At 35.1% G+C, this 25,586-nt stretch carries 27 protein-coding genes and 1 tRNA gene; 21 read left to right on the forward strand and 7 right to left on the reverse strand.

Going from position 1 to position 25,586, the window contains the following annotated elements; translation table 11 throughout:
* The first annotated feature begins 50 nt into the window (after positions 1 to 50).
* A complete protein-coding gene (locus LKL37_RS10480; protein ID WP_431610530.1) occupies positions 51 to 884 on the forward strand; it encodes an OmpA family protein in 834 nt (277 codons plus the stop codon).
* Between the two features lie 53 nt (positions 885 to 937).
* Here the strand turns inward: LKL37_RS10480 and LKL37_RS10485 are convergent, their stop codons facing one another.
* From LKL37_RS10485 to LKL37_RS10495, 3 genes are read right to left on the reverse strand one after another with little or no spacing between them, the layout of a single operon-like run.
* Entirely contained in the window at positions 938 to 1,900 is a 963-nt protein-coding gene (locus LKL37_RS10485) for a hypothetical protein (RefSeq protein WP_431610531.1), read from the reverse strand.
* Positions 1,901 to 1,904: 4 nt separating this feature from the next.
* Positions 1,905 to 2,477: a hypothetical protein gene (locus LKL37_RS10490; RefSeq protein WP_431610532.1), complete on the reverse strand. Its 573-nt coding sequence runs from the start codon at positions 2,475 to 2,477 to the stop codon at positions 1,905 to 1,907.
* 52 nt (positions 2,478 to 2,529) lie between these two features.
* Positions 2,530 to 3,123 carry a hypothetical protein gene (locus LKL37_RS10495; RefSeq protein ID WP_431610533.1) on the reverse strand — a complete coding sequence of 198 codons (594 nt, stop codon included), beginning with the start codon at positions 3,121 to 3,123 and terminating at the stop codon, positions 2,530 to 2,532.
* Between the two features lie 275 nt (positions 3,124 to 3,398).
* Between LKL37_RS10495 and LKL37_RS10500 the strand changes: the two genes are divergently transcribed.
* From LKL37_RS10500 to LKL37_RS10530, 7 genes are all read left to right on the forward strand, one after another.
* Positions 3,399 to 3,833 (forward strand): hypothetical protein, encoded by a 435-nt coding sequence (locus LKL37_RS10500; RefSeq protein WP_431610534.1) that lies wholly within the window; start codon positions 3,399 to 3,401, stop codon positions 3,831 to 3,833.
* Between the two features lie 64 nt (positions 3,834 to 3,897).
* A complete protein-coding gene (locus tag LKL37_RS10505) occupies positions 3,898 to 4,053 on the forward strand; it encodes a CCPGW family putative bacteriocin (RefSeq protein ID WP_410493401.1) in 156 nt (51 codons plus the stop codon).
* 120 nt (positions 4,054 to 4,173) lie between these two features.
* On the forward strand, positions 4,174 to 4,821 hold the full coding sequence (locus LKL37_RS10510) for an O-methyltransferase (protein ID WP_431610535.1): 648 nt from the start codon (positions 4,174 to 4,176) through the stop codon (positions 4,819 to 4,821).
* Positions 4,822 to 4,906: 85 nt separating this feature from the next.
* Positions 4,907 to 5,623, forward strand: a complete 717-nt coding sequence (locus tag LKL37_RS10515) for an NlpC/P60 family protein (protein WP_431610536.1) — start codon at positions 4,907 to 4,909, stop codon at positions 5,621 to 5,623.
* A gap of 22 nt (positions 5,624 to 5,645) precedes the next feature.
* Complete coding sequence (locus tag LKL37_RS10520) at positions 5,646 to 6,113, forward strand: DUF1648 domain-containing protein (RefSeq protein ID WP_431610537.1); 468 nt, start codon at positions 5,646 to 5,648, stop codon at positions 6,111 to 6,113.
* A complete protein-coding gene (locus LKL37_RS10525; RefSeq protein WP_431610538.1) occupies positions 6,110 to 6,454 on the forward strand; it encodes a cupin domain-containing protein in 345 nt (114 codons plus the stop codon). Before LKL37_RS10520 ends, LKL37_RS10525 begins: the two co-directional genes overlap by 4 nt.
* 5 nt (positions 6,455 to 6,459) lie before the next feature.
* A complete protein-coding gene (locus LKL37_RS10530) occupies positions 6,460 to 7,698 on the forward strand; it encodes a 3-deoxy-D-manno-octulosonic acid transferase (RefSeq protein ID WP_431610539.1) in 1,239 nt (412 codons plus the stop codon).
* Here LKL37_RS10530 and LKL37_RS10535 read toward each other — a convergent pair.
* Genes LKL37_RS10535 through LKL37_RS10545 form a run of 3 tightly spaced genes read right to left on the reverse strand, consistent with a single transcriptional unit; the run spans position 7,690 to position 10,125 of the window.
* Entirely contained in the window at positions 7,690 to 8,316 is a 627-nt protein-coding gene (locus LKL37_RS10535; RefSeq protein WP_431610540.1) for a deoxyuridine 5'-triphosphate nucleotidohydrolase, read from the reverse strand. The genes LKL37_RS10530 and LKL37_RS10535 overlap by 9 nt on opposite strands.
* Complete coding sequence (locus LKL37_RS10540; protein ID WP_431610541.1) at positions 8,316 to 9,071, reverse strand: glycosyltransferase family 2 protein; 756 nt, start codon at positions 9,069 to 9,071, stop codon at positions 8,316 to 8,318. The genes LKL37_RS10535 and LKL37_RS10540 overlap by 1 nt, the downstream gene beginning before the upstream one ends.
* Positions 9,072 to 9,093: 22 nt before the next feature.
* Positions 9,094 to 10,125 (reverse strand): acyltransferase family protein, encoded by a 1,032-nt coding sequence (locus LKL37_RS10545; RefSeq protein WP_431610542.1) that lies wholly within the window; start codon positions 10,123 to 10,125, stop codon positions 9,094 to 9,096.
* Positions 10,126 to 10,270: 145 nt separating this feature from the next.
* Between LKL37_RS10545 and LKL37_RS10550 the strand changes: the two genes are divergently transcribed.
* From LKL37_RS10550 to LKL37_RS10610, 13 genes are all read left to right on the forward strand, one after another.
* Positions 10,271 to 10,744 carry a lipocalin family protein gene (locus LKL37_RS10550; RefSeq protein ID WP_431610543.1) on the forward strand — a complete coding sequence of 158 codons (474 nt, stop codon included), beginning with the start codon at positions 10,271 to 10,273 and terminating at the stop codon, positions 10,742 to 10,744.
* A gap of 171 nt (positions 10,745 to 10,915) precedes the next feature.
* Positions 10,916 to 13,729: a leucine--tRNA ligase gene (gene leuS, locus LKL37_RS10555; protein WP_431610544.1), complete on the forward strand. Its 2,814-nt coding sequence runs from the start codon at positions 10,916 to 10,918 to the stop codon at positions 13,727 to 13,729.
* A 240-nt stretch (positions 13,730 to 13,969) separates the two neighbouring features.
* A complete protein-coding gene (locus tag LKL37_RS10560) occupies positions 13,970 to 14,833 on the forward strand; it encodes a MotA/TolQ/ExbB proton channel family protein (protein ID WP_431610545.1) in 864 nt (287 codons plus the stop codon).
* Between the two features lie 61 nt (positions 14,834 to 14,894).
* Positions 14,895 to 15,503: an ExbD/TolR family protein gene (locus LKL37_RS10565; RefSeq protein WP_121489308.1), complete on the forward strand. Its 609-nt coding sequence runs from the start codon at positions 14,895 to 14,897 to the stop codon at positions 15,501 to 15,503.
* Between the two features lie 11 nt (positions 15,504 to 15,514).
* A complete protein-coding gene (locus tag LKL37_RS10570; RefSeq protein ID WP_105701203.1) occupies positions 15,515 to 16,081 on the forward strand; it encodes a biopolymer transporter ExbD in 567 nt (188 codons plus the stop codon).
* Between the two features lie 28 nt (positions 16,082 to 16,109).
* Complete coding sequence (locus LKL37_RS10575; protein WP_105701204.1) at positions 16,110 to 16,949, forward strand: energy transducer TonB; 840 nt, start codon at positions 16,110 to 16,112, stop codon at positions 16,947 to 16,949.
* Positions 16,950 to 17,024: 75 nt separating this feature from the next.
* Complete coding sequence (locus tag LKL37_RS10580; protein ID WP_431610546.1) at positions 17,025 to 17,222, forward strand: DUF308 domain-containing protein; 198 nt, start codon at positions 17,025 to 17,027, stop codon at positions 17,220 to 17,222.
* A complete protein-coding gene (locus tag LKL37_RS10585; protein ID WP_431610548.1) occupies positions 17,212 to 18,084 on the forward strand; it encodes a PstS family phosphate ABC transporter substrate-binding protein in 873 nt (290 codons plus the stop codon). The genes LKL37_RS10580 and LKL37_RS10585 overlap by 11 nt, the downstream gene beginning before the upstream one ends.
* A gap of 91 nt (positions 18,085 to 18,175) precedes the next feature.
* On the forward strand, positions 18,176 to 19,828 hold the full coding sequence (locus LKL37_RS10590) for a tetratricopeptide repeat protein (protein ID WP_431610549.1): 1,653 nt from the start codon (positions 18,176 to 18,178) through the stop codon (positions 19,826 to 19,828).
* An 81-nt stretch (positions 19,829 to 19,909) separates the two neighbouring features.
* Positions 19,910 to 20,629: a bacillithiol biosynthesis deacetylase BshB1 gene (bshB1, locus tag LKL37_RS10595; protein ID WP_431610551.1), complete on the forward strand. Its 720-nt coding sequence runs from the start codon at positions 19,910 to 19,912 to the stop codon at positions 20,627 to 20,629.
* Between the two features lie 35 nt (positions 20,630 to 20,664).
* A tRNA-His gene (locus LKL37_RS10600) sits at positions 20,665 to 20,740 on the forward strand.
* Positions 20,741 to 20,889: 149 nt separating this feature from the next.
* Positions 20,890 to 22,560, forward strand: coding sequence for a T9SS type A sorting domain-containing protein (locus LKL37_RS10605; RefSeq protein ID WP_431610553.1), 1,671 nt, complete (start codon positions 20,890 to 20,892; stop codon positions 22,558 to 22,560).
* A 226-nt stretch (positions 22,561 to 22,786) separates the two neighbouring features.
* On the forward strand, positions 22,787 to 25,114 hold the full coding sequence (locus tag LKL37_RS10610) for an FG-GAP repeat domain-containing protein (protein WP_431610554.1): 2,328 nt from the start codon (positions 22,787 to 22,789) through the stop codon (positions 25,112 to 25,114).
* A 110-nt stretch (positions 25,115 to 25,224) separates the two neighbouring features.
* Here LKL37_RS10610 and LKL37_RS10615 read toward each other — a convergent pair whose 3' ends face one another.
* Positions 25,225 to 25,560 (reverse strand): DUF3276 family protein, encoded by a 336-nt coding sequence (locus LKL37_RS10615; RefSeq protein WP_034701927.1) that lies wholly within the window; start codon positions 25,558 to 25,560, stop codon positions 25,225 to 25,227.
* Positions 25,561 to 25,586 lie beyond the last annotated feature (26 nt).

A 25,586-nucleotide genomic window follows, 5' to 3' on the forward strand; every position in this document is an offset into this window, starting at 1 on the left:
ATAATTCAATTGAATTTCCCTAACTTTGAGTTGTCTAAAAATGATTATTTATGAAGATTTTAAAAGTTTTAGCAGTTTCTGCAATGGCGCTGGGAATGACATCTTGTGTCAGCAAAAAGCAGTATGATGCTTTGAGCACCAACTATAAGCAGTGTATTGAAAACATTGGAGAAAGACAGAGAGAAATTCAGGATTTGAAATCTCAAAACTCTGCATTGACAGGTGAAAACAACTTGCTGAAAAGCCAGCATGATGCTTTAAAATCATCACTTGATGCATGTCTTTCCAATACAGGAAAAAGTTCTGCTAATATTGATAAACTGGTAGGAGAAATCAATGCTTCCAATTCTTATATCAAGCAATTGATCTCCAATAATGCTAAGAATGACAGCTTGAACCTTGCATTGTCTAACAAACTGAAGAGATCTTTGGATAATGTATCTGATGAAGATGTACAGGTGAAAGTATTGAAAGGAGTAGTGATGATCTCTCTTTCTGATAAAATGTTATACAAAACAGGAGATTATAATATTCTTCCTGCAGCTCAGGAGGTGTTAGGTAAAGTAGCAAAAGTGATCAATGATTACGATAAATATTCAGTATTAATTGAAGGTAATACAGATAATGCTCCGTTGAATTCTCCAAATTTACCAAGAGATAACTGGGATCTTTCTGCATTAAGAGGTACCTCTGTTGCTAAAGTTCTTCAGACTCAGTTTGGAGTAGATCCGGCAAGAATGACAGCTGGCGGACGTTCTGAATACAACCCGAAAGCAACAAACATGAGCGTTTCAGGAAGAGGAGAAAACAGAAGAACGGAAATCATCATTATGCCTAAACTGGACGAGTTTATGAAACTGATGGATATCGCTCCTAAGAAATAATCACTAAAAACATATATCATAATAAATCCCGAAGCAATTCGGGATTTGTTTTTTTATGAGCCGACCTGTTTCGGTATATATTGTGTGGATAGTTTTTTCTTTGATGAGATAACAGCTTTTTTAACAGGTTGTTCAAAATAGAAATTAGTGATATTCCATACAATCATAATGGCTGAAAAGTAATATAAATTCAGAACGAGTGCAATTCCTATATGCATGGAAACCGTTAAGAAAAGCCATGTCTTCTGTGTTGGTTTGTACCAGATGAAAAACGGATAGCACATTTCGATGATAATTGTACTCCATCCGATGAAGCTTAAGAGATAAGAATGTTCTATCAGCCAGCTGAAATCGATGTTCAAATCTCTGTTAGAGTAAGGAAGGTGAATTGCTTTCCATATGGATTCCCCGTTCCACCAGTTAAAACCTAGTGCTTTATCCAGTCCGGAAAAGAAATACGCAATGGAAATGTGAATCTGAAATAATCTTTTAACCGGAATACTATTAGTTTGCCCGGGTTTTCTGCTGAAAATAAAATTTCTCAGTGAAAAATGCTGGTCTGCTGGAAAAAGAATCAGATAAAATAAAGACATACTCGTAAAGAAATCTGCACCATAAGCAAAGAAAGAACTTCCCTTAAGCAGTGCTATCTGCAGGATAAGCAAAAAAACAGCAGAAATTCTGGAATAAAATCCGGTGATAATACTAATACACAGCGTGATGAATGATACTTTGGTTATCAAAATCGTGGTACCTTCTTCAATACCGAAGTTTTGCAAAAAGCTGACTATTTTTGAGAACGTTATCAGCCAGTCAGGAGTGAAAACACTCATAATATCCTGTGGAATAATACTGCTGCTCGAAAATAGTTTGTCAAAGTCCGGCAATACTGCTGTGAACTGTAATAGGATAACGATTCCTATAGCAACCCGGAAGAAGCTTAAAAATTCCGTTTGATGATCCTGTTTGAAAAAAAAGTTTTCAATTTTGGTGTAAAGTACATTCAGTTTTTTCATCGCTTTAGTGTTTGAATTCATCAATTAAGATAAGATTTTCATTCGTTTTTCCCTGTTTGAAATTGTTAATCGTAGGGTAATCGTACAGATAAAGTTTGGTGGTAACACTCGCTGCTTTTGGATTCTCTTTCATGACATGGGCTGCGATCTGTCTGATAATAATATCCAGATATTGATAATATTTTTTATCGTATTTATTTTTGTCAGAAAGTTTATCAAGAAACATATTAAAGACAGTGGTATATCTTACTCTACTTTCTTTGTTTTTAAAGTATGGCAGATTTTTCTGTTCCAGGATATTTCCATTTTTATCTTTTAATTCAAAGCTCATAACAAAGTCGCTGGCAACATTCGGTGCGTAGAAACCGTATCCTGTATCAAAACCAGTGTAAGAAGTAAATATATTGATGGGTTTTGACTCTGCGATATTTTCTGAAATCCTATAAAGCAGTGGTTTTTTATAGTCTTTGTTTTCATAATAAAAACCGTAGTAGCCGTCAAATGTCCCTTTCAGACCAATGGTGAATACCACCAGCAGGATTATGAAAATTCCGGATAACTGAAGCTTTCTTTTCATGGCAGAATATTTAAGAAAAGGCTGTCTTCGGACTAAAAACAGCCTTTTTAGGTTATTTGTAATTCACCAATACATTGTTTAGTTTTACATTGATTTTTGGATCGATAGCTGTATTGACTTTATACGATTTTATGATCACGTTGGTAAGGTTCTTTCTTCCCATAGTTGGCGGGCAGATGGTGTATTCTTCAGCTCCTCTTATCGTTAATTTGCTTAAAGAGGCAATGTCCTTCTGGCTCAATAATGCTGCATTAGTAGCAACCTGATTGTTTTGAATAGCATAATAATCTGTTCCCAATTCTTTAGCTCCGTATTTTTTCAGTATTTCATCAACTTTTAGTCTCAGATCTCCGTATTTTTTCCAATCAATATTAGCTTTCATAAGACATCCGCGGATTATATACTGTCTGTTAATTTTGTAAATAATAAAATTCGTACCCAAACTGTTCTGATGAAGTTTCTGTAAGCTTAATAAATTCTTTATGTCTTCATCAGAAATTTTTTTCACATCTTTAAGAATGTAATTATTGTCTACAATGTAATTGCCTTTCTCTTTAAAAAAAGACATTTCCTGAGGTTTTAGCTGGGAAAAAATCATAACAAGTCCCACTATTGCTCCAATTAATAATAAAGTCTTTGTTTTCATGTGGTTGTTTTTAAAATATCCCTACTCTATTTTAGGATTTTCGGGTTTCTCCTTTATTTGAATGTTTCATGGTTGAAAAACTTATATCAAAGGTAGGAGCACATGAATGGATATACATAAGTGTTTTTCCTGTTTTTTGTGAGGATTTTGACTTTTGGAAATGAGGTTGAAGTAAAGATTTTCCGGATAGAATGCCTGTTCATAGTAATTTTAAGCGATGGTGAATTGCTTAAATCATGAATTTAGATAAAGGCTTGTAGAATGAATGTTTTAAAATGACAATTCCGGAACAGAATGTAGTGATTGGGTTTAAAGCAAAAATAAATCCCGAAGGTGGCCGGGATTTATTTTTTAATCAAATTAATTCTTCCTTTTTCAGGAGCGAAATAATTCGTTGCAAAAATGAAGTGGATATTTCTTTCTTAGTTTTTGCTGCAGAAGCATCAGCTCTACCTCTCGGTATAACTGTTTTGCGATTCTCATGGTTAGTTTGTGTCTCTCCTGCAATCATCTTGTTTCTCTTAGTGTTTTTACCCCTTATTCTTATTGCAAACTTATCATTAATACCATTACAATACCACCCGTATTTTCACGGTATTTCATATGGGGTTTTCACTGGTGTAAATAAGATTTTGAATTTCATAAATAAATTATATGATTGCAATATGTTGATTAATAAAAGAATATGTATATTTAAATCTCCATTATAGGAAATAATAAAAGAGGTGTCCGAAAATCTAAAGAGTAGGAAATTAATACTAAACTAAAATTATTATGAAAAATTTAAAAAAACTTTCAAGAGAAGCAATGAAAACTGTACAAGGTGCTATAAATGGGTGTAATCCACAGATATTTTGTACTAGCCCACAAACAAAGTGTTGCCCAGGATGGGTTTGTGCTGGTATAAGACAATATTGTATAGCCGTATAATAATTTTTTTAGAGCCAATACACACATATGGAAGAGAGATTAATTTCTCTCTTTTTTGTATCTTCTTTTGAATTTAAAAAGTAGCTTTAAAATCCTTAAATTTGCTTAAATTAAAATGGTATGAGTTTTTTTGAAGAAAAGAATCCTGAAATGGACAGATATTTGGAAGCACACGCTTCTTCGGAATCCGAAATTCTGAAAAAACTGAGAAGAGAGACTTACCAGAAGACGACGCAGCCTCACATGATTTCAGGTTATCAACAGGGAAGGTTATTAACTATTATTTCCCAGATGATGCAGCCGAAAAGTATTCTTGAAATAGGAACATTCACCGGATATGCAACCTTATGTCTTGCGTCAGGATTGGCAAAAGACGGTAAAATTACGACTCTTGATGTGAATGAAGATCTTGCCTATCTCCCCAAAAAATATTTTGAGTCAAGTGAATATGCTGACCAGATTGATTTTAAACTTCAAGATGCTAAAGAATATTTAAAAGAAACAGATGAGTTTTTCGATCTTATTTTTGTAGACGCCGATAAAGAAAATTATGCCGAATATTTCAGGCTGATTAAACCGCATACAAAATCGGGTACAGTAATCCTGTTTGATAATGTTTTATGGTACGGAAAGGTGTTGGAAGAAAATCCAAAGCTGAAATCTACACAGTCTATCCAGGAACTAAATGATTTAGCAGCAAAAGACGAAGATTTTGAAAATCTTATTTTACCTTTGCGCGATGGAGTCAACTTTCTTCGCAGAAAGTAATTAAAATATCCAAAGATTATAAGATTTAAAGGGTGTACAATTCGTATTTTTTCTTTAAATTATTCAATCTTTAAATTGAGAGTTAATGAATAAAGGAATTTGTATTGTTACAGTAGCGCCGGTTCGTGCAGAAAATTCTGACAGAGCTGAAATTGTTACGGAAATATTGTTTGGAGAAAGTGCCGATATTTTGGAAGTAGATAAAAACTGGACCAAAATAAAAATGCACTATGATGGTTATGAAGGATGGATGGATACCAAACAGTTGAGGCCGGTAACAGAAGAAGAGCTGGTCAAAAGAAAAGTTACTGTTGTTACTGAAGACTTCTCTTCCGTATTAATGAACGATGGAAAGACTTTACTTTCTATGGGTTCCGAAGTGGAGTTTCCGGTGGTAGCTTCCAGACGAAGTCATGATGTACGAGAAAGTATCGCACTGACAGCAAAAGAATTCCTTAACGTACCTTATCTGTGGGGTGGTAAAAGCTTTTTTGCGGTAGACTGCTCCGGATTTACCCAATTGGTCTATAAAATCCACAATATTAAAATACCAAGAGATGCTTCACAGCAGGCTGAGGTAGGAGAAGCTCTTACTTTTGTAGAAGAGACACGGCCGGGAGATCTTGCTTTCTTCGAAAATGCGGAAGGAAAAATTATCCACGTAGGAATTATGCTGGACAATCAAAAGATCATCCATGCTTCCGGAAAAGTAAGAATAGATACGCTGGATTCCACTGGAATTTTCAATAAAGAAATGAATAAACACACTCATAAACTGAGAGTGCTGAAAAGTGTAATTTAATTCTCATTAAATCTCCTCTGAAATGGAAAATATTCTCTTTACAATTTTTGATATTTTTAATTTTGGATGGGTGGTTTTTCTGTGGTGGTTTACCTTAAAAAACTATAACACCCTGCCAGAGAGAATTCCTGTGCATTTTGATATGGAAGGAAAAGCTGATGGATTTGGTGGAAGAATGTATGCCTTTCTGATGCCTGTATTGGCTTTGGGGTTATATGCTCTATTCGTTTATGGTATGAGACATCCTGAAGATACTAATTTCCCCGTAGAAATTACAGAACAGAATATGAATGCTCAGTTTTTAGTTATGAAAATCGGATTGAGAATTCTTTTTGTGGTACTGGCAGTCATTTTTACCAATATCCAGGACTATATGTTTAGATATGCTGTAGATGATAAGGCTAAACCAAGGATTTCATTCGCTACTATCTTTTTATCAGTTGTGTTATTTACTCCTGCATTACTTTTTATTGCCTATCTATTTAAATGATACATTCTAAAGAAAATTCAGAACATTATATGTGGGGAAACCAGTGTGAAAGCTGGATCCTTAAAAATACACATAACCTATCCATAAAGCAGGAAAAGATGCCTTCGGGAACTTCAGAAAAATTACACTATCATAATGTGGCAGAACAGTTTTTTTATATGCTGAAAGGAGTTGCAGTATTCTACATGAATGAAAAGAAATTTTTTGTTAACCAGGGAGAATCTATTTCTATAGAGCCCGGATCAAAACATTTTATCTCTAATGAATCTACTGAAGAAATCGAGTTTTTAGTCATATCCAATCCTTCTACGGATGATGACAGAATTGAAATTAAAGAATAATTAAAATGGCTTTTCTCTACAATATATTTATCAGTCTTCTTACTTTCGGAATGAAAGTTTTTGCATTGATTCATGATAAAACTAAAAAAGGCGTTGAAGGAAGAGCGCAGTCTTTAGATAAAGTAAAAACTGCTTTTTCAAAAACAGACAAAATAATCTGGATGCACGCAGCCAGCCTTGGTGAATATGAGCAGGGCTTACCTGTTCTGGAAAAGCTTAAAGAGAAATTTCCTCAACATAAAATACTTGTAACATTCTTTTCCCCGTCAGGATATGAAAATGTGGTTAAAAAGAAACATATTGCAGATGTTATCTGTTACTTACCCTTCGATAAAAAAAGCACTGTAAAAGAATTTATAGCTCAATTCAATACTGAACTATTTTTTACGGTTAAATACGATTATTGGTATAATCTTCTTATCGAATTAAAAAATCAAGGAACAAAAATCTATGTGATTTCTGCGCTTTTTTATGAAAGACAATCTTTCTTTACCTCCTATGGGAAATGGTTTGTAAAACAGCTTCAGAAAAATGTAGATTGGTTCTTTCATCAGACTCAGTTTTCATTGGCTTTGGCGAAAAGCGTTGGGTTAACAAAGTCTTCCGTAACAGGAGATACAAGATTTGACAGAGTAAAACAGCTTCGCGAACGAGATAATCACGTAGACTTCATTGCAGAATTCATCGGAGAAAATAAAGCACTTGTTTTCGGAAGTTCCTGGCAGGCTGAAGAGAAAATAGCAGAAGTAGTTTCCCGCAAAAACAATACGGTGAAACTCATCATAGCACCTCATGATCTGAAAAGAGTAGGGCATTTGAAAAACATATTTCCGGACGCGTTATTATACAGCGAAATACAAAATACTCAACCTTCAATTTTCAATTCTCAAATTCTGATCATAGACAGTATCGGATTACTGTCAAAACTATATTCTTATGCAGATATAGCTGTTATAGGTGGTGGGTTTCATGATGCCGGGCTTCACAATATTCTGGAAGCTGCAACTTTTGGTGTTCCTGTAATCTTTGGAAATCACTACAAAAAGAATCCGGAAGCAGACGATCTGATTGCTGCCAATGGTGGAAAATCTTTCCCCGACGAATATACAGCCTCAGAATTCGTTTTATTTCTCCTGAATGAAGAGAATAGAGAAGAACTTGCTGAAATGTCTCAAAATGCCGGAAAATTTGTAGATGAGAAACCGGATTCTACCAATATGATTCTTCAGAAAATTTTATCTTAAGAATCCCTGGCTTTTAACCTCTTTCATGATCTGGTCAATGTTTTCAGGAATCCTGTCACATTCCAGCCAGCTAATATCAAGACCATTGTTGGTGCATAGTTTTTGAAGATAATGATTCTCTGAGATTTTCTTTTGAGTATCACGAAGATATTCATCGATCTCCATCCAGTAATCTTCATCCAGCTTTTTAATCAGAACCAAAGATTTGAAGACTTTATTGATGATGTAAATATAAAGTTTGTAAACATTGTCAAACCTTTGTCTGCTGAGATCGCTATTGTTTTCCAAAACCTTGTTCACGAGAAGAAGATTCAGTGAAACTTCTCCAAATTTATCAGTGGTGATTTTGACGTGCTCTGTGATTTCAGCACTTATTTTTCGGACAACGGTCAGAAAGTATTTGGCATTTCCCACATATTTTGAGGCCAGAAGAACCTGTTCCTCCACATGTTCTTCCATGGAATTTCTTTTGTCATCTGTGGTTTCCGGATCAATCAGTTCAAAGTAAAGTTTTTTAGATAATAATTTATCCTTTCTCAGAAGTCTGAAAATAAGTTTGTCTTTATCGGAACCGGAAAAAGCACTCAGAGCAGCTTTGAACTCTTTAGAATATTCCATTAATTAAAAATTTTCGAGTATTTCAGGAATCCGTTTAGCGCCCAGTTAGCCGTATAATACAACGATTTTACTGTGGAGAATCCCATGAAATCTTTATAGACAAGGTATTGATCTTTGATGATATTTTTTTTATTTCTTGAAACACTGTTTTCACGCATTCTGTATTTGGCCATCGTCTTTTTTACGGGAATCCCTTCAGGAATTACTTTTAAAAGATTCAGCCACATCACATGATCTTCACGTTTACTTTTTACAGGAAACAGAAATTTTCCTACTCTTTTGGTATCATACATTGTAGAAACCGGTGCAAGACGGCATGTCTTCAGCAGATTGGAGAATGTAACCACCTTATCCGCCAGAAAATCTTTCAGGATAGGCTGAAGCTGTTCATTACATCTTGAATAGTTACAATATACCAGTTCCACATTATGTTCCTGCATATAATCCGTCATCGTTTCCAGATATTCAGGATACCAATAGTCATCAGAATCAAGAAAGGCAATATATCTTCCCTGAGCTCTTTCCAGGCTGTTGTTCCTTGCATTTCCGGCACCGCCGTTTTTTTCCAGTACCTGCAGTTTTATTCTTGGATCATTATATTTTCTAATGATTTCAACAGTATTGTCTTTGGAAAGGTCATCAGTGATCAGCCATTCCCAGTTTTCATAGGTTTGGTTCAGGACAGACTGTATGGTTTCCTCGATAAATTCCGCTGAATTGTAGCAAGGTGTTATAATAGAGACAAGATCTTTCATTTATGTTTTGTAAACTGCAAAATTATAAAAATCTTTTTTCATAAAGATGCCAGGAGCTTACGCCTACCGCAATAACCACCAGCATACATACCAAAGCCATTACAAATGGATTGTAATCTTCGAATAATCCTAAAGTCTGGAAAGTTCTGATAATAGGAAAATGGAAAATGTAGATTCCATAGGTGAAATCACCATATTTTCCGAAATTATTTAAGAATTTGAATGAATAGGCAATATACATGACGATAACACCAATCATCATTGGAGAAAAAAGCTGAATGTTTAAAAATAAATCTATCCACACAGTGGCAATAGCAATGATGAAAATGATATTTTTATGTTGGATGAATTTATCAAAATTAAAGTAAATCAGCATTCCTGGGATAAAATAGGATAGTGTTCCGGGAAGCTGTTTGGCGACTGAAATTTTATTTAAAGATTCAAAATAATTGAGATAAATAAGCGATAAAAAATATAAGATAACTAAACTTATATTCCTGTATTTATTATTCTTTCCGAAAAGCAAAAACAACAAAGGAACTGCAAAATAGTAGCACATTTCTATTTTGAGCGTCCATAAAGCGCCATTCACAGCTTGATTCCCAAAAACTCCCGGAAGCCAGGGTGCTTTAAAATTTAAAAATAATGAATTCCAAAAAAGGTATTTGTAAACCTGTGTATTACTGAAATATTCTGTGAAAGAATATGTACTTACCAAGCTTAATAAAATTGCACATAAAAAAATAACCAATAAGTAAGCGGGAACAATTCTTTTGATTCTCTTTTTTAAATAACTTTTCAGGCTTGAAGATCTGTCATAGCTCCTTGCAATAAGAAATCCGCTCACTGCAAAGAAACCGAAAACAGCAATTTCTATAGGGCTGTGCTCAAAAATTTTGAGATCAGGAGATGCGCTGAGGGTGCCAAGATGTCCAAGAAAGACAATAAAGGCGAGGAGAACACGTATAAAATCAAAATTGTTTTTCGTTATATCCTGCATTTGTATTTTGTTTCCTGCAAAAATAACCTTTTTAATAAAATGAATGATGCTCATGTATTCATTATTTGTTAAATAAAGGGAAAATGAGGTCTGAGTATTTAAAAATATATATAAATAAAGGTTGATGAAATAATTTTTCATAAAAAATAGTAATATAAATCAAAAAAATTATAATTTTAGCGCTTGAAAAAATTGATCTATGAAGAAATTAGCATTACTATTTGCAGGTTTGTCATTGTTTGCTGCTACAGGATGTAGTGATAGCAATGATACTGTTTTGGAAGCTCCTCTAGTTGGGACCTGGCAACCATTGAAAGAAGTGGTTACTACTGTTAAGACTGGTGAAGATCCGGTTTCTAACACGATTACTTATACGGACTGCCAGAAACAGACCAGATGGTGGTTCAGTGTTGATTCCAAAGGAGGAAAAACAAACTGGGGAGATACCGCTACACCAGGTCAGTGTGCTATTCTTTCAGATATAAAATTCAACTATACCTATAATAAGGAAGGGAAAGACGTTCAGATGAAAATTCAGGGAGTAGTAGAGCCTCAGAATGCAAAGATTATTACGTTGGATAATACAACACTCAATCTTGCTGTAAGAGAAGAGACTCAGGATCCTAAGATATTTCAGACCAGAACTTATACTTTCAAAAGAGTTCCACAATAATAATATACTTCAGGACATAAAAATAGATCTCATCCCCGGATGGGATTTTTTTGTTGAGCAGAGAATGGCAATTCATTATAAATTAAATTTCTATTTACTTTAAAATCATTATTTTTGTGAATCTTGTCAAAAAGATAAATAATTCAGTCTAACATATAACATATATATAAAGTGTTTTACGATCATCAGCAGATAGAAAAAAAGTGGCAGAAATACTGGGAGGAAAATCAAACCTATAAAACCTCTAATAACACAGACAAACCTAAGTTTTATGTACTCGATATGTTTCCGTACCCATCAGGAGCAGGACTTCACGTAGGTCACCCGCTGGGATATATTGCATCGGATATCTATGCGAGATATAAAAGACATCAAGGGTTTAATGTACTCCACCCGGTAGGATATGACAGCTTTGGATTGCCTGCTGAACAATATGCTATTCAGACTGGACAGCATCCTGCTATTACTACAGAAGAGAATATCAACAGATACGAAGAGCAGCTGAAAAAAATCGGATTTTCATTCGACTGGAGCAGAGAAGTAAGAACTTCAGACGCTTCTTATTATAAATGGACGCAATGGATTTTCATCCAGTTGTACCACTCCTGGTATAATAAAAATACCGACAAGGCTGAATCTATTGATTCATTAATTCAGTATTTTGAAGAAAAAGGAACAGAAGGATTAAGTGCCAATCAGAATGACGAATTAAACTTTACTGCAGAAGAGTGGAAGAACGCTTCCGATATTGATAAAGAAGATATTCTTTTAAACTATCGTCTTTCTTACAGAGCAGAAACAACTGTAAACTGGTGTCCTGCATTAGGAACCGTATTGGCAAACGATGAGGTGAAGGATGGAAAATCCGAAAGAGGAGGATTTCCTGTATTCCAAAAGAAAATGATGCAGTGGAGTATGAGAATTTCTGCCTACTCTGAAAGATTATTGCAGGGATTAAATACATTAGACTGGCCACAGCCTTTGAAAGACTCTCAGGAATACTGGATCGGAAAATCTCAGGGAGCACAGGTTCAGTTCAAAGTAGAAGGTCATGACGAAACCGTTGAGGTATTCACCACAAGACCTGATACCATCTTTGGAGCTACCTTTATGGTGTTGGCTCCAGAAAATCCATTAGTGGAAACCATTACTACAGATGCTCAAAAAGTAGAAGTAGATACTTATATTGAAGAGACTTCCAAAAAAACAGAAAGAGACAGAATGTCTGACGTGAAAAACGTGAGCGGTGCTTTCACCGGAAGTTATGCAGTCAACCCGTTCAGCAACGAAAAAATGGAGATCTATATTTCAGACTATGTATTGATGGGATATGGAACAGGAGCTGTGATGGCAGTTCCGGCACATGATGAACGTGACCACAGATTTGCAAAGAAATTTAATCTTGAAATCAAGAAAGTGGTAGAAACAGAAGAAGACGTTCAGGAAAAATCTTTTGATTCTAAAGATTCGGTTTGTGTAAATTCTGATTTCTTAAACGGATTACATTATAATGAAGCGAAAGTAAAAATGATTTCCGAAATCGAAACGAAAGGAATTGGTCATGGAACAACAAACTACAGACAGCGTGACGCTATTTTCTCAAGACAACGTTATTGGGGAGAACCGGTTCCTATATATTATAAGGATGGAATGCCTTACACGTTGCCTACTTCTGCTTTACCATTGGAACTTCCTGAAGTTGAAAAATATTTACCTACAGAAGACGGAGATCCGCCACTAGGAAACGCAAAAGACTTTGCATGGGATGAAGCCAACCAAAAAGTAGTGGCTACAGATCTTATTGATGATAAAACAATTTTCCCGTTAGAATTATCTACAATGCCAGGTTGGGCAGGAAGCTCATGGTATTTCCTTAGATATATGGATCCTAACGATGAAGAAGCTTTTGTTAAAAAAGAACTGGCAGATTACTGGGGACAGGTAGATTTATATATAGGAGGAAGCGAGCACGCAACAGGCCACTTATTGTATTCCCGTTTCTGGAACATGTTCTTAAAAGACAGAGGATATATCAGTCATGATGAGCCATTCCAAAAACTGATCAACCAGGGGATGATCTTAGGGATGAGTGCATTTGTATACAGAATTGATGGTACTAATCAATATGTATCTAAAAATTTAGCTAAAGATTACCAGACTCAGCAGATCCACGTAGACGTATCCTTATTAAAAGGAACCTCTGACGAATTGGATACTGAAGCCTTCAAAGCATGGAGGCCGGATTATGCAGAGGCAGAATTTATTTTGGAAGACGGAAAATACATCACAGACCGTGAAGTAGAAAAAATGTCTAAGTCAAAATATAACGTAGTAAATCCTGATGACATCTGTGAAGAGTATGGAGCAGACGGATTAAGATTATATGAAATGTTCCTGGGGCCGCTAGAACAATCCAAACCTTGGAATACTCAAGGACTAAGCGGAGTATATGGTTTCCTTAAAAAATTCTGGAACCTGTATTTCAATGGGGAAGTATTTGAAGTTTCTGACGAAGAACCTACAAAAGCAGAATATAAAGTTTTACATACCTTAATAAAGAAGGTAGTATATGATATTGAAAACTTCTCATTCAATACATCCGTATCATCATTTATGATTGCTGTGAATGAGCTGCAGAAAATAAAATGCAACAAGCGCAATATTTTAGAACCGCTTGCCGTTATCATTTCTCCGTATGCGCCTCATATCTGTGAAGAACTGTGGAGTTTACTGGGACACGGTACATCTATTGAGTTTGAAAAATTCCCGGCATTGAATGAGGATTATCTGGTTGAAGACGAAATTGAGTATCCGGTAAGTGTAAACGGTAAAATGAAGTTCAAAATTTCACTTTCTGCTCAATTATCTGCTAAGGAAGTAGAAGATTTGGTGATTTCGAACGAGAAAATGCAACAGATTTTGGAGGGTAAAACCCCTAAAAAAATCATTGTAGTCCATCACCGTATTGTGAATATCGTAATTTAAAAAAAAATTAACATTGGGAAATTAAAAAAAATGGGTGTCTTATTTTTTTGATTTTTTAACTGAAATGTTAAATTTGGAAAAAATAAATAAAATAATTTAAAATAATTATTATTTCGAAATCGTATTAAAATTTCTTTATCAAAAAAAAGCAAAATGTTTAATTAAGACTCTTGCATTTTAATTAATTTTGCCTTTAATTTACACCCTGTAAAATTTTAAAACAATATAATTTAGTTAAATATGGAAATGAATGTTTCAAAAAATGATGAGCAAGTAGTTGCTAGAAAGGCAGGAGGTTTAAATCCAGCTGTTATTATTCCTATTCTATTTGTTATAGGGGTATGTATTTATTTATTCGTTCTTGGGAGCCCAGGAAACTTTAAAGATGCAGAAAAACTAGGAAGTGGTTCTGTAGCTTTTTCAAGTGTTGAAGGAAAAGACATTCACCCAGAATCGTTCTTAGGTATTATCTACAAAGGAGGGGTTATCGTACCAATCTTGATTACTTTCATGATTACTGTAATCGTTTTCTCTTTTGAAAGATATTTCGTTCTTGGTAAAGCTGCTGGAAAAGGAAACTTAGACAACTTCGTTGTACAAGTAAGAAGCTTACTTAACCAAAACAAAATTGACGAAGCTATCGAAGAGTGTGACAGACAACAAGGTTCTGTAGGTAACGTAGTGAAAGAAGGTCTTACTACTTACAAAGCACTTTCTCACGATAACACATTAAATAAGGAGCAGAAAATGGTAGCACTTAACAAAGCTATCGAAGAAGCTACAACTCTTGAGATGCCAATGCTTGAGAAAAACATGATGATCCTTTCTACTCTAGGTACAGTTGCAACCCTAATCGCACTACTTGGAACTGTAATCGGGATGATCAAGGCGTTCTTTGCATTAGGTTCAGGAGGTGGTACTCCAGATGCTGCTGCTCTATCTACAGGTATCTCTGAAGCATTGATCAACACAGCTTTAGGTATTGGTACTTCAGCAATCGCTATTATCCTTTATAACTTCTTTACATCTAAAATTGATGGATTAACTTACAAGATCGACGAGATCTCTATGAGTATCCAACAATCTTTTGCTGAATTCAACTAAGAATTAGCAAGATATTTGCATTAGCAATTAAAAGAAGTTTAATTAAAAATATTTTATAATAATGGCGAGAGTCAAACCTAAAAGACATGGAGTCGTAACGGACATGACCGCAATGTGTGACGTTGCGTTCCTACTTCTTACGTTCTTTATCTTGACCACTCAGTTTAAAAAACCTGACGTGGAGCAGATTAAACCGCCATCTTCAATTTCGGAAAAATTACTTCCTGATGCTAGTTTAATGACTATCAACGCTACTCCGGACGGAAAATTCTATTTCCAGCCGGTAGAAAATGCATCAGAAAGAATAGCTCTTTTGGATAAAATGGGACAAAAGTATGGGATTACTTTTGACAACAACCAAAAAGCTGCTTTCCAGAAAGTTCAGGCAATTGGAGTTCCAATGAACCAGCTTAAAGGTTATTTGGATATGCCTGCAGATGAGCAGAAAAATTATAAGAGTCCTACAGGAATTCCTATGGACAGTACAAATAAGCAATTAATTGACTGGGTAAAAGAAAGTTTGAGCGTTAACCCTGACTACAAGTTAGCTATTAAAGGTGACGTTACAACGCAATACCCTAAAGTGAAAAGCCTATTTGAAGGTTTAAGAGATATTGATTTTCTTAAATTTTGGTTGATTACATCACAAGAAGGTAAACCTAACGAATAATATCGATAGAAATGGCAGAAGTACAAGTACAGGAAAAAGGCGGCAAGGGCGGCAAGGTCCGTTCCAAGAAGCAAAACACCAGAGTCGATATGACTCCGATGGTGGACTTGGGTTTTCTATTGATTACCTTCTTTATGTTCACAACTACGTTCAGTAAACCGAACGTTATGGATTTGGGTCTTCCGGCTAAACCGAAAGATGAAACAAAAAAACCACCTCCAACAGAAATTAAACTTTCAAACTCAATTTCTATCTTATTAGGAAAAAACAATAGAGTTTTTTGGCACCAGCAGGATGCTACATCCTTGAATGACCAAACTCTTATGGAAACTACCCTTGATAGAGAAGGAATTAGAAAAGTAATTCAGCAGGCAAAATCTAGAGCTGCAGATCAAACGAAATTTACCGTGATCATTAAGCCAACTGACGATGCTATATATAAGAACTTTGTTGATATTCTTGATGAAATGGCAATTACCAAAAGTGAGCAGTACGGAGTTACTGATATCAAACCTTGGGAAAAAGCCATTTATGAGAAGAAAGTAGGAGGTGCTGCTGCACCGGCTGCTACAAAGTAATTTAACCATAAAATTGTATATCTAATCTATGGCAGATGAAAATGTATACGGTCAGAATCTTACTTTAGACGAAATCGTATTTGAAAATAGAAACAAGGAATATGGTGCCTATGATCTTAGACATCAGTATCCGAGACTTTTAACTAAGTCTTTTATCATCGGAACAGCATTATTCCTTTTGGCAGCTTTGTCTCCGTTCATCTATCTTACGATTAAAAATCTTACAGCTCCGCCTAAGCAAGAAGTAAAGGCAGATCTAGTAGATATTATCGAGGAAGAACCGATTATCGAGCAGCCTAAAGAAGAAGAACCACCACCACCACCGCCTCCAAAAGAGGAAGAGAAAATTGAGGTGATTCAGAACGTGGTTCCAGAGCCTGTAAAAGCTCCGAAAATTGAAACACCACCGCCGCCGATTTCTAAGCAGTTGGAAACTACAACTGGTTTACAGAATCAGGAGGGGGTAAAGGCTCCGGCTTATACGCCACCGCCACCACCACCATCTACAGGTACTAAAGCTAGTACTGTGGAAGTAAAAGCGAATAACCCGAACGAGATCTATAAAGATGTTGACCAGTCTGCAGAATATCCTGGAGGTATGGGAGCATTAAGAAAGTTCTTGGGAGATAACTTCGATACTTCTCTAATGGAAGGAGGTGAAGGAACGCTTAAAGCTAAGCTTAAGTTCGTTGTAGAAAAAGACGGAACAGTTTCTGCAGTTACTATTGAAGAGAAATCTCCAAATGGCGACTTCAACAATGAAGCTATACGTGTAGTTAAGAAACTTAAAAAATGGACTCCTGCGAAGAGAAACGGGGAGAGCGTTAGATCTTACTATAGTGTTCCATTTACTATGAACTTTGAATAAGACTTATTTATTCGAAATATAAATAAAAAGAGAAGCTTATGCTTCTCTTTTTATTTTTTTTGGTATTTTTGTTACATGATGTTCAATTGGTTATCCCTGGTTACGGGATTGTTTTATATCGTTTTAGGAATTGTAGTGATTGTCTACAAATTCTTCTTTACCACCTTAGAACCTGCCATTGCCTATGCATTAGGTGTGGTATTGGTTATTTATGGTATTTTCAGAATTTACAGGGCGATCTCAAGAATTAAAAAATCGAGAAATGAAGAATAGTTTTAAGCTTGTAATAATTTTTGCTTTGAGCATGATGCTTGCAAGCTGCAAAAAGGAGAGAAACGCTCCTTCATATCACAAAGGTGATCTTACAATTTTTACTGACGAATCCTTTCAAAGCGTCACAGAAGCATTAGCTGAAGGCTATATGATCAATTACCCCGACACCCATATCAAAGTAGAAACTAAAAAAGAAGACTTAGGACTTCTTGATCTTTTGAAGGGGAGTGCTAAGGTGGTAGTAATGTCCAGAAATCTTACTCCTGAAGAAATAAAAACATACGAAGAAAGAACAGATTTAAAGTTTCTTCCTGCTAAATTTGCTGCAGATGCAGTCGTATTCGTAGTCCCTAAAGACTCGCCGAAAGAAAGTATCTCTATGGAGGAAATCAACACCGGGCTGATGTCTGATAAAAAAGAATTTATCTTTGATGGAACGAACTCAAGTAATCTGAATTTTGTTGCTGAAAAATTTAAAAAACAGCCAAAAGACCTCCAATTTTCCATTATTCCGGGAAATCAGAAGATTATTGAGGAATTAGGAAAATATCCTAATAAAATAGGGGTTGTAGGGCTCAATACTTTTAGCCGTCCTTATGATAAAGCTTCAGAGAAATTGAGAGAAATGGTTAAAGTTCTTCCTGTTGTAAATAAAGGGAAACTTTACAATGCAGATTTTGAAGGACTTCGTACCATGGAATATCCATTTACAAGGGTGCTTTATTTTCTTATTAATGAAGGTAATTTTAATATTGCCAATGGATTTATAAGATTTTCATGTACCCATTTAGGTCAGAAAGTAGTACAGAAAGAAGGGCTGCAACCTTATAACATTTATAAGAGAGAGGTGCAGATGCGTTAAAAAATATTAAATTCACAATTTATCCTTATTAAAAATTTTGATTTGGTCTGAAAATTGTGTAGAATAAAACTCAATTATTAGAAAATATAAAATGAAAGATATAATGAATATGAATGTAAAGAAGATTGCTTTTGGAGCAGCCGTGGTATTTTTTACCGGTTTTGCCTCTGCACAAACACTGCAGGATGGTATCAACAGTATAGACAGTGATAAATTTGCTCAGGCAAAAACAAATTTCACTGAAATGATCGCTAAAGAGCCTACAGCTGACAACTACTTCTATTTGGGAAATACTTTCTTAAGACAAGGAGAGCCTGATTATGCTAAAGCAACTGAAAGTTTCAACAAAGGATTAGCTGCTGATGCAAAAAGCTATCTTAACAAAATCGGTTTAGCTGCTGTTAAATTAGGTAAAGGCGATAAAAATGCTGTATCCGAAATTCAGAAAGTAGTAACTGATTCAAGAGAAAAAGATGCTGAAGTTCTGTTCAGAGCTGCAGAAGCTTTAACTTTATTTGAAAAGAACAGTTCACCTGATCTTGCGATCCAGTTTTTGACCAAAGCTATTGAAAAAGCTGAGAAAAAAGGTGTTCCTGCACATTACTATTATACATTAGGAGATGCTTACAGATTAAAAAGAATGCCGGGAGAGGCTATGTCTGCTTATGATAAAGCACTACCTACTGCTAAGAATAAAGCTTCCGTTTATACAAGAATGGCAACTTTATGGATGGCAGCACAACAATGGCAGCAAGCTAAACAAAACATTGATAAAGCTATCGGTGTAGATGCTACTTATGCTCCGGCATATAAAGCATTGGCTGGTTATGATATCAGATATCAGCAGAATGCAAAAGCAACTCAAGACCTTATCAACTATACAAAATATGCTGATGAGGATCCTTATACTCAATTAGAAATTGCAAAATTATACTTCACAAACGAAGATTATGCAAACTCTAAAACTGTTTTAGATAAAATCTTTGACAAAATAGATGACCCTATCAAGTTCAAATTAAGAGCTTACCAGTCATATGCAGATAAAAATTATGCAGATGCAAAGCAAAATATGGATACGTTTGTTTCTCAAGCTGAGAAAACAAGAGTACAGCCAGCTGACCAGGGATTACAAGGACTTATCGCAGCTGGTTTAGCAAAAGATGAAAAGGATGCTGCTAAAAAAACAGCTTTAATGACAGAAGCTCAGCAAAAAGTAGGTATTGCAAAAGCGGCTAAAGATGAAACCATGAAGTGGGATCTTGAATTAGCTAACATCGCTGGAGGTGGTGGTGTGTCTCAGTCAGAAGTTGACAAAGGGCCTACTAACCCTGCTATTGAAGCATTGAAACAGAAGGTTGCTGCTAATAATCAGGATTCTGATTCACTATTTAAGTTAGCTACAGCTTACCAGGATGTTAAAAACTGGAACGGAGCAATTGCAACATGGCAAAAAATGTCAGCTCTACTTCCTGATTGGGCTCCGGCTTATTACAGCCAAGGATATTCTTACCAACAGGCAGGAAATAATGATGCAGCAAAAATGGCTTATGAGAAATTCATCAGTACAGTAAAACCTGCTGATCAGGAAGCAAACAAACAGACTCTTGCTTATGCTTACTTCGCAGTAGCTTATATGAACAAAGACTCTGATGTTGCTAAAGCAAAAGATTATGTTGCTAAATCTTTACAGTTGGATCCTACTTACCAGGACGCTGTAAAATTAAATGCAGAGATCAATAAATAATTTAAAATTTGAATTATAGATATTAAAACTTCCCATTCGTAATGTTTGGGAAGTTTTTATTTTAAACTTATCTTTGATTATATGAAAATTGATATACTTGCTTTTGGAGCACATCCTGATGATGTAGAATTAGGGTGTGGGGGAACTATTGCCAAAATGGTTTCAGAAGGGAAAAAATGTGCAGTTGTAGATCTTACCAGAGGAGAACTGGGAACAAGAGGAACTGACGAAACAAGAAAGGCTGAAGCTGCAGATGCCGCTAAAATTTTAGGACTGTCTGCAAGAGAGAATCTGGGAATGAAAGATGGCTTTCTTACCAATTCTGAAGAATATCAAATGAGGATCGTAAAAATGATTCGCAAATACCGTCCTGAAATCGTCTTGGCTAATGCAATTGATGATAGACATCCGGATCATGCAAAAGGAGCGAAATTAGTGTCGGATGCGTGCTTCTTGTCAGGATTGAGAAAAATCGAGACTGTACTGGAGGGAGAGACTCAGGAAGTGTGGAGACCAAAGCATGTTTTTCATTATATTCAGTGGAAAGATATCAAGCCGGAATTTGTCATTGATATCTCGGAACATCTTAATATAAAATTGGAAGCTTGTATGGCTTATAAAACCCAGTTTTATGATCCAACTTCTAAGGAACCCGAGACTCCGATTACCACAAAAGACTTTTATGAGAGTTTGACGTACCGTGCACAGGATTTAGGGCGATTATCGGGAGTTGCTTACGCTGAGGGTTTTACCTCTGAAAAGTTAATTTCTTTGAAAAATTTTGATGGAATTGTTTGGTAGTTGAGGAAAATGTCCTATATTTGCACTCACAAAACGGTGATTGTAGCTCAGTTGGTTAGAGCGTCGGATTGTGGTTCCGAAGGTCGGGGGTTCGAGACCCCTCATTCACCCTAAATCAGCACATTTTCTTATGAAAATGTGCTTTTTTATTTGATATCAAAATAGACAAATAAGAATGTTATCCCACTTTTTAGTGTGTTAATTTTTTTATAATGTCTTTTAAAAGTATATTTGCACGCTAATAATCAACATAATCGGGGATGAAAAATATATACTTTTTACTTTTTTTACTTAATTCTATACTCATTTCTTCAACGGTAAGGTATGTGAATGCTAATTCTAATGCGGGCATTGCTCCTTATACTTCATGGTCTACAGCAAGCAATGATTTACAGACAGTAATAAACAGCAGCCAGATTGGAGATGAAATCTGGGTGGCCAGTGGAACTTATTTTCCTACCAGAGATCCTTTGGGAAATACTTCTCCTTCAGATAGTCGGGATAAAACATTTTATCTGAAAGATGGCATCTCTGTATATGGTGGTTTCAGTGGAACAGAAACATCACTAACTGACCGAAACATAAGCAGTAATATAACACTCCTGAGTGGTGATTTAGGTGTTTTAGGAACAGTCAATGATAATTGCTATCATGTTGTGCTGTTTTCCGGAAACAGTACCAGTGCAATTGGTGTAAAATTAGATGGATTTTCTATTGCCAGTGGTTTTGCAATGGGTACTGTTAATAATAATGTAAACGGAAATGTTGCTTCGAGACTGGCAGGCCCGGCCATCTATTTTATTAATGGAAATAATATTATTTCCAATAATAAAATTTATATGAACACTGGTTATTCAGGCGGAGGGATCTATACTTCAACCGGCAATAATATTATTTCTAACAATGAAATCTATAATAATAAAGCGCATTATGATGGAGGAGGCGTGAGTGTCTTTAAGGGAACAAATACCATTACCAATAACTATATTCATGATAACACTGCTACTGGCGATGGAGGAGGTATATATGCCGTTTTGGGAGTAGACAATATTATCAGTAAAAATGTGATCGGCAAAAATAAAGGGGGTATCAATCAGATTGATACTTATTACTACGGTGGTGGTGGAATTTATACTGAAAAAGGTTCAAATCTTATTACAAACAATGTACTTTACGAAAATATTTCAAACTACATGGGAGGAGGGATTTTTCTGTACTATGGAAATAATAAAGTCATCAACAATACCATTTACAAAAATACAGGAACAAGAGGTGGAGGATTTTTTACTTATTTGGGAAATAATTTTGTGAAAAATAATATATTCTGGGGTAATATTAATGGGACGGATAGCCAGCCTGGAGCAGATTATAAAAATCATAACGATTGGCCGGCAGAAAATTATTTCTATAATAACCTATTTCAGCTGCCACAAGGCTTTTATACTTCGGCAAACCAAAATTCTTTATACGGCTATCCTAATAATACATTCCAGATTAATCCAAATTTTAAAGATGAGACAAATATTTTTGGAGCAGATGGTATTTTAAAAACTTCAGATGATGGGTTGTCATTACAGCCCAATAGTGTTGCTATCAATTATGGTCAGCTGACAGATGCCCCAACAGATGATATTACGGGACTGGTTCGTATGGGGAATCCAGATGTTGGAGCTTATGAATTGATGGGAAATCTTAGCATAGCAGAACTGAAAATTAATGATTTTAGAATTTACCCTAATCCGGCTAAAGATATTTTAAATATAAAAACCAATGATAAAATTTTAAAGGTTGAAATCTTTAATACATCAGGACAACTCATAAAAATAACAAAAGAGTCAAAAATAGATATTTCAACATTTCCATCAGGAATCTATATTTTAAATGTAATGACGGAATATAAAGTAATTACGGAGAAATTTATTAAGAAATAATTTACGTATAAATCTTACCATATTTTAGCCTTTCAAATTTTGAAAGGCTTTATTTTTTTTCAAAAATTTTTCCTCCTAGTACTTGTCATTTTTTTTTCAACAGACAGAATGTTATTTAAAAGTTCGTTAAAAAAATTCTATGATTGGTGATTAAAACTTTTATATTTGTTCAACCAGAATCGTGAGAAAGAATCTCATTGAAATTACCTTAATTAAAGCTATTAACATGAAAAAACTCTTTACAATTCTTATTGCACTTTTTGCAATAAAATCTTATTCTCAATCAAGTTCCCAATCTTATTATAAGCGTCTTTTTGATACCAGAGGTCTTGACCAGTGGGATGGCAATTCAACAAGCCAGGATCAACTTGAGTTTGCCTGGGGGGTGCCTGCTCATATGGAAGCATTGGTTTTAATGTATGAAAAAACACTTGAAAAAAAATATGCAGAAACCTTAATTAAATGCATCGGAAATACTATTGACAGAAGAGATGACCTGAGAAATCCGACACTGGGATATCCAATAATTTATGATTATCGCCATATTTCTGGTGCTGCCTGGTCTACTAATCATTACAATGCAACAACAGATACAGGATTGCCTTATTCTCATCTGGTACATAGTGCTAATATTACCTATCCTATGGCTAAGTTTGCTGCAATAGTTAAAAATAACAGTGCTATTCAAAATTTAACATATGATTCACCAACAGGTCGTTATGCGGGGCAAAACTATATCACAATTGCTAATGATCTTATCCAAAAAATAAAAGAAACACTTAATTACCATGCAGATCAATGGTATACAGAACCAGGATCTACTACTATAGGTTATTATAAAGAGCGAAGTGATAATAATCCGCCAATAGGATTTCCCGGGGTAATTTTACCTTATAATATGCAAAGTTCTGTTGGGAGGGTGTTGGTGCAGATGTACAGAGCAACGAGTGAAAACAATTATCTTATCCAGATTAATCAAATCGCTAATTTTATTAAATCAAATACCCAACTTAATTCTACTTTGGGATCAAATGTCTGGACCTATTGGAAACATGATGATCTGCGTGAAGATATTTCCCATGCTGATTTAACAGCTGCTTTTCCTTATGAATGCAACAAGTATGGTATTTCAATCAATGGAAGCCTTATTTATACCACTGCAGATATCAATGCTTATACTAAAACGTTGACAAAAGATATTTATATCTCTCCTTTACATATAAAAAATGGGGTTAATTATAATGGTGAGAATTGGAATATCAAGTATAATATTAATACCTCTGATCCTGCTGTAACTCCTCGATACGGTACTTATACTGCATATTTGTGGCTATATTTATCGCAATATGATGATAAAACGTTATATCAGATAGTTTCAGATTTACAGGCTGCCAAGAATTATTATAGTAACATAACGGTATTTGATTCTTCTATAACATGGGCACTTTTATCAAATTTTGAAAACTTAGTTGTACCTGTCAATACAGATCATGAGTATGGAGAAGATTCTGATTGGAGAGGAATTGCAAGCGGTAATTTTGATGGAGATAACGACGATGAATTTGTTGTTATTAGAAATTTTGATGGGTTGATGCAGGCTTTGGAACCACATGACAGAGGTTTTCGCCAGGTGGCTACCAGTAAAGTATATGGTGGTTCCAATAACTGGAAAGGATTGGCTGCAGGTGATTTTTTTGGAGATAATAAAAGTGAGATCATAGCTTTAAATGATCATGCAGATGCCAACGAAAATGGTATTTATGTATTGAAAATTGAAAATGGCAGCATCGTGGAACATGCAAGATATACCGGATGGGGAGCTCAATCAGAGTGGGTAGGTGTTGCTGCAGGAAACTTTATCAGCGGTGGAAAAGATGATGTTATCACAGTAAGAAATTTTAATAAAGAAGCTAGAGTGAGCAAATTTGTTGGAACAGATATGCAATCAGTGTATGTAAATACACTTAATCTACCTGCAAGTTCTAAAATCAAAGCAGTGGCATCAGGCGATCTTGATAAAGATGGTAAGGATGAATTGGTACTGCTTGTGGATGCGGATGATAATAATGCCATCTATAATGGTATCCATGTTTATCGTGTAAGTGATAGTGGAGTTCTTACAAAAATTACTGAATTTACAAACTGGGGTTCAGCCTCAGACTGGAAGGGTCTTGCTGTTGGTGATATTGATGCTGATGGTGCTGCTGAAATTATCGCTCACAGAAACTTTGACGGAGATTATAAATTATTTAAACTGAACGGAAATGTGTTATCAGGGATTACTGCTGAAAAGTTTCCGGTTTTGCAAACCCGAAATAATGTAATGTGTTTCGGAAATTTTGATCCAAGCACTAAGAATGAAGAATTGGCTACGCTTAGAAAAGATGGAGGTATTGTAATGTTTTCTTCGGCCAATGTTACCAATAATGTAATTAACATGAATAACAGAAATGCTGATCCTTGTAAAAATGAGCTGCCGGAAGTATTATTCAGTTTCCTGAAATCACCTTCTTTACATAAAGAGGAATCTAAAGAAATAGTATCTGTAAAATAAGAAATTATAATATTCAATAGAAACGGGCTTTAGCCCGTTTTTTTATGTTTTGATTGTAAGGCATAAAAAAAGCATCTTTTTCAGATGCTTGTGTTTTTAGATATTCTTTTTTAAACTTCGTCGTCAGAATCAATTGTGAAAGATTTGCTTTTGAAGTCTTTGTCATGTTTTTCTGAAATTACATCCTCACCCTTTTCATTAATGATGAAATCTGTGGACTCATTAAACATCTCCTGGAAACTCTTAAAATCTTCCTTGTAAAGGTAAATTTTATGCTTCTCGAATGTAGCTTCCCCATTCTCTCCGAAATTCTTCTTACTCTCAGTGATTGTAAGATAATAATCTCCTGCTTTCGTCTCGCGCACATCAAAGAAATAAGTTCTTCTCCCTGCTTTTAACACCTTAGTGAAAATTTCATTTTCATGGCGTTCCTTGTATTCACTCATTGTTAGATATTTTTTAATCTTGTTAA

It is taken from the genome of Chryseobacterium sp. 'Rf worker isolate 10' (assembly GCF_050753305.1).
In the GTDB taxonomy this organism is placed as follows: domain Bacteria; phylum Bacteroidota; class Bacteroidia; order Flavobacteriales; family Weeksellaceae; genus Chryseobacterium.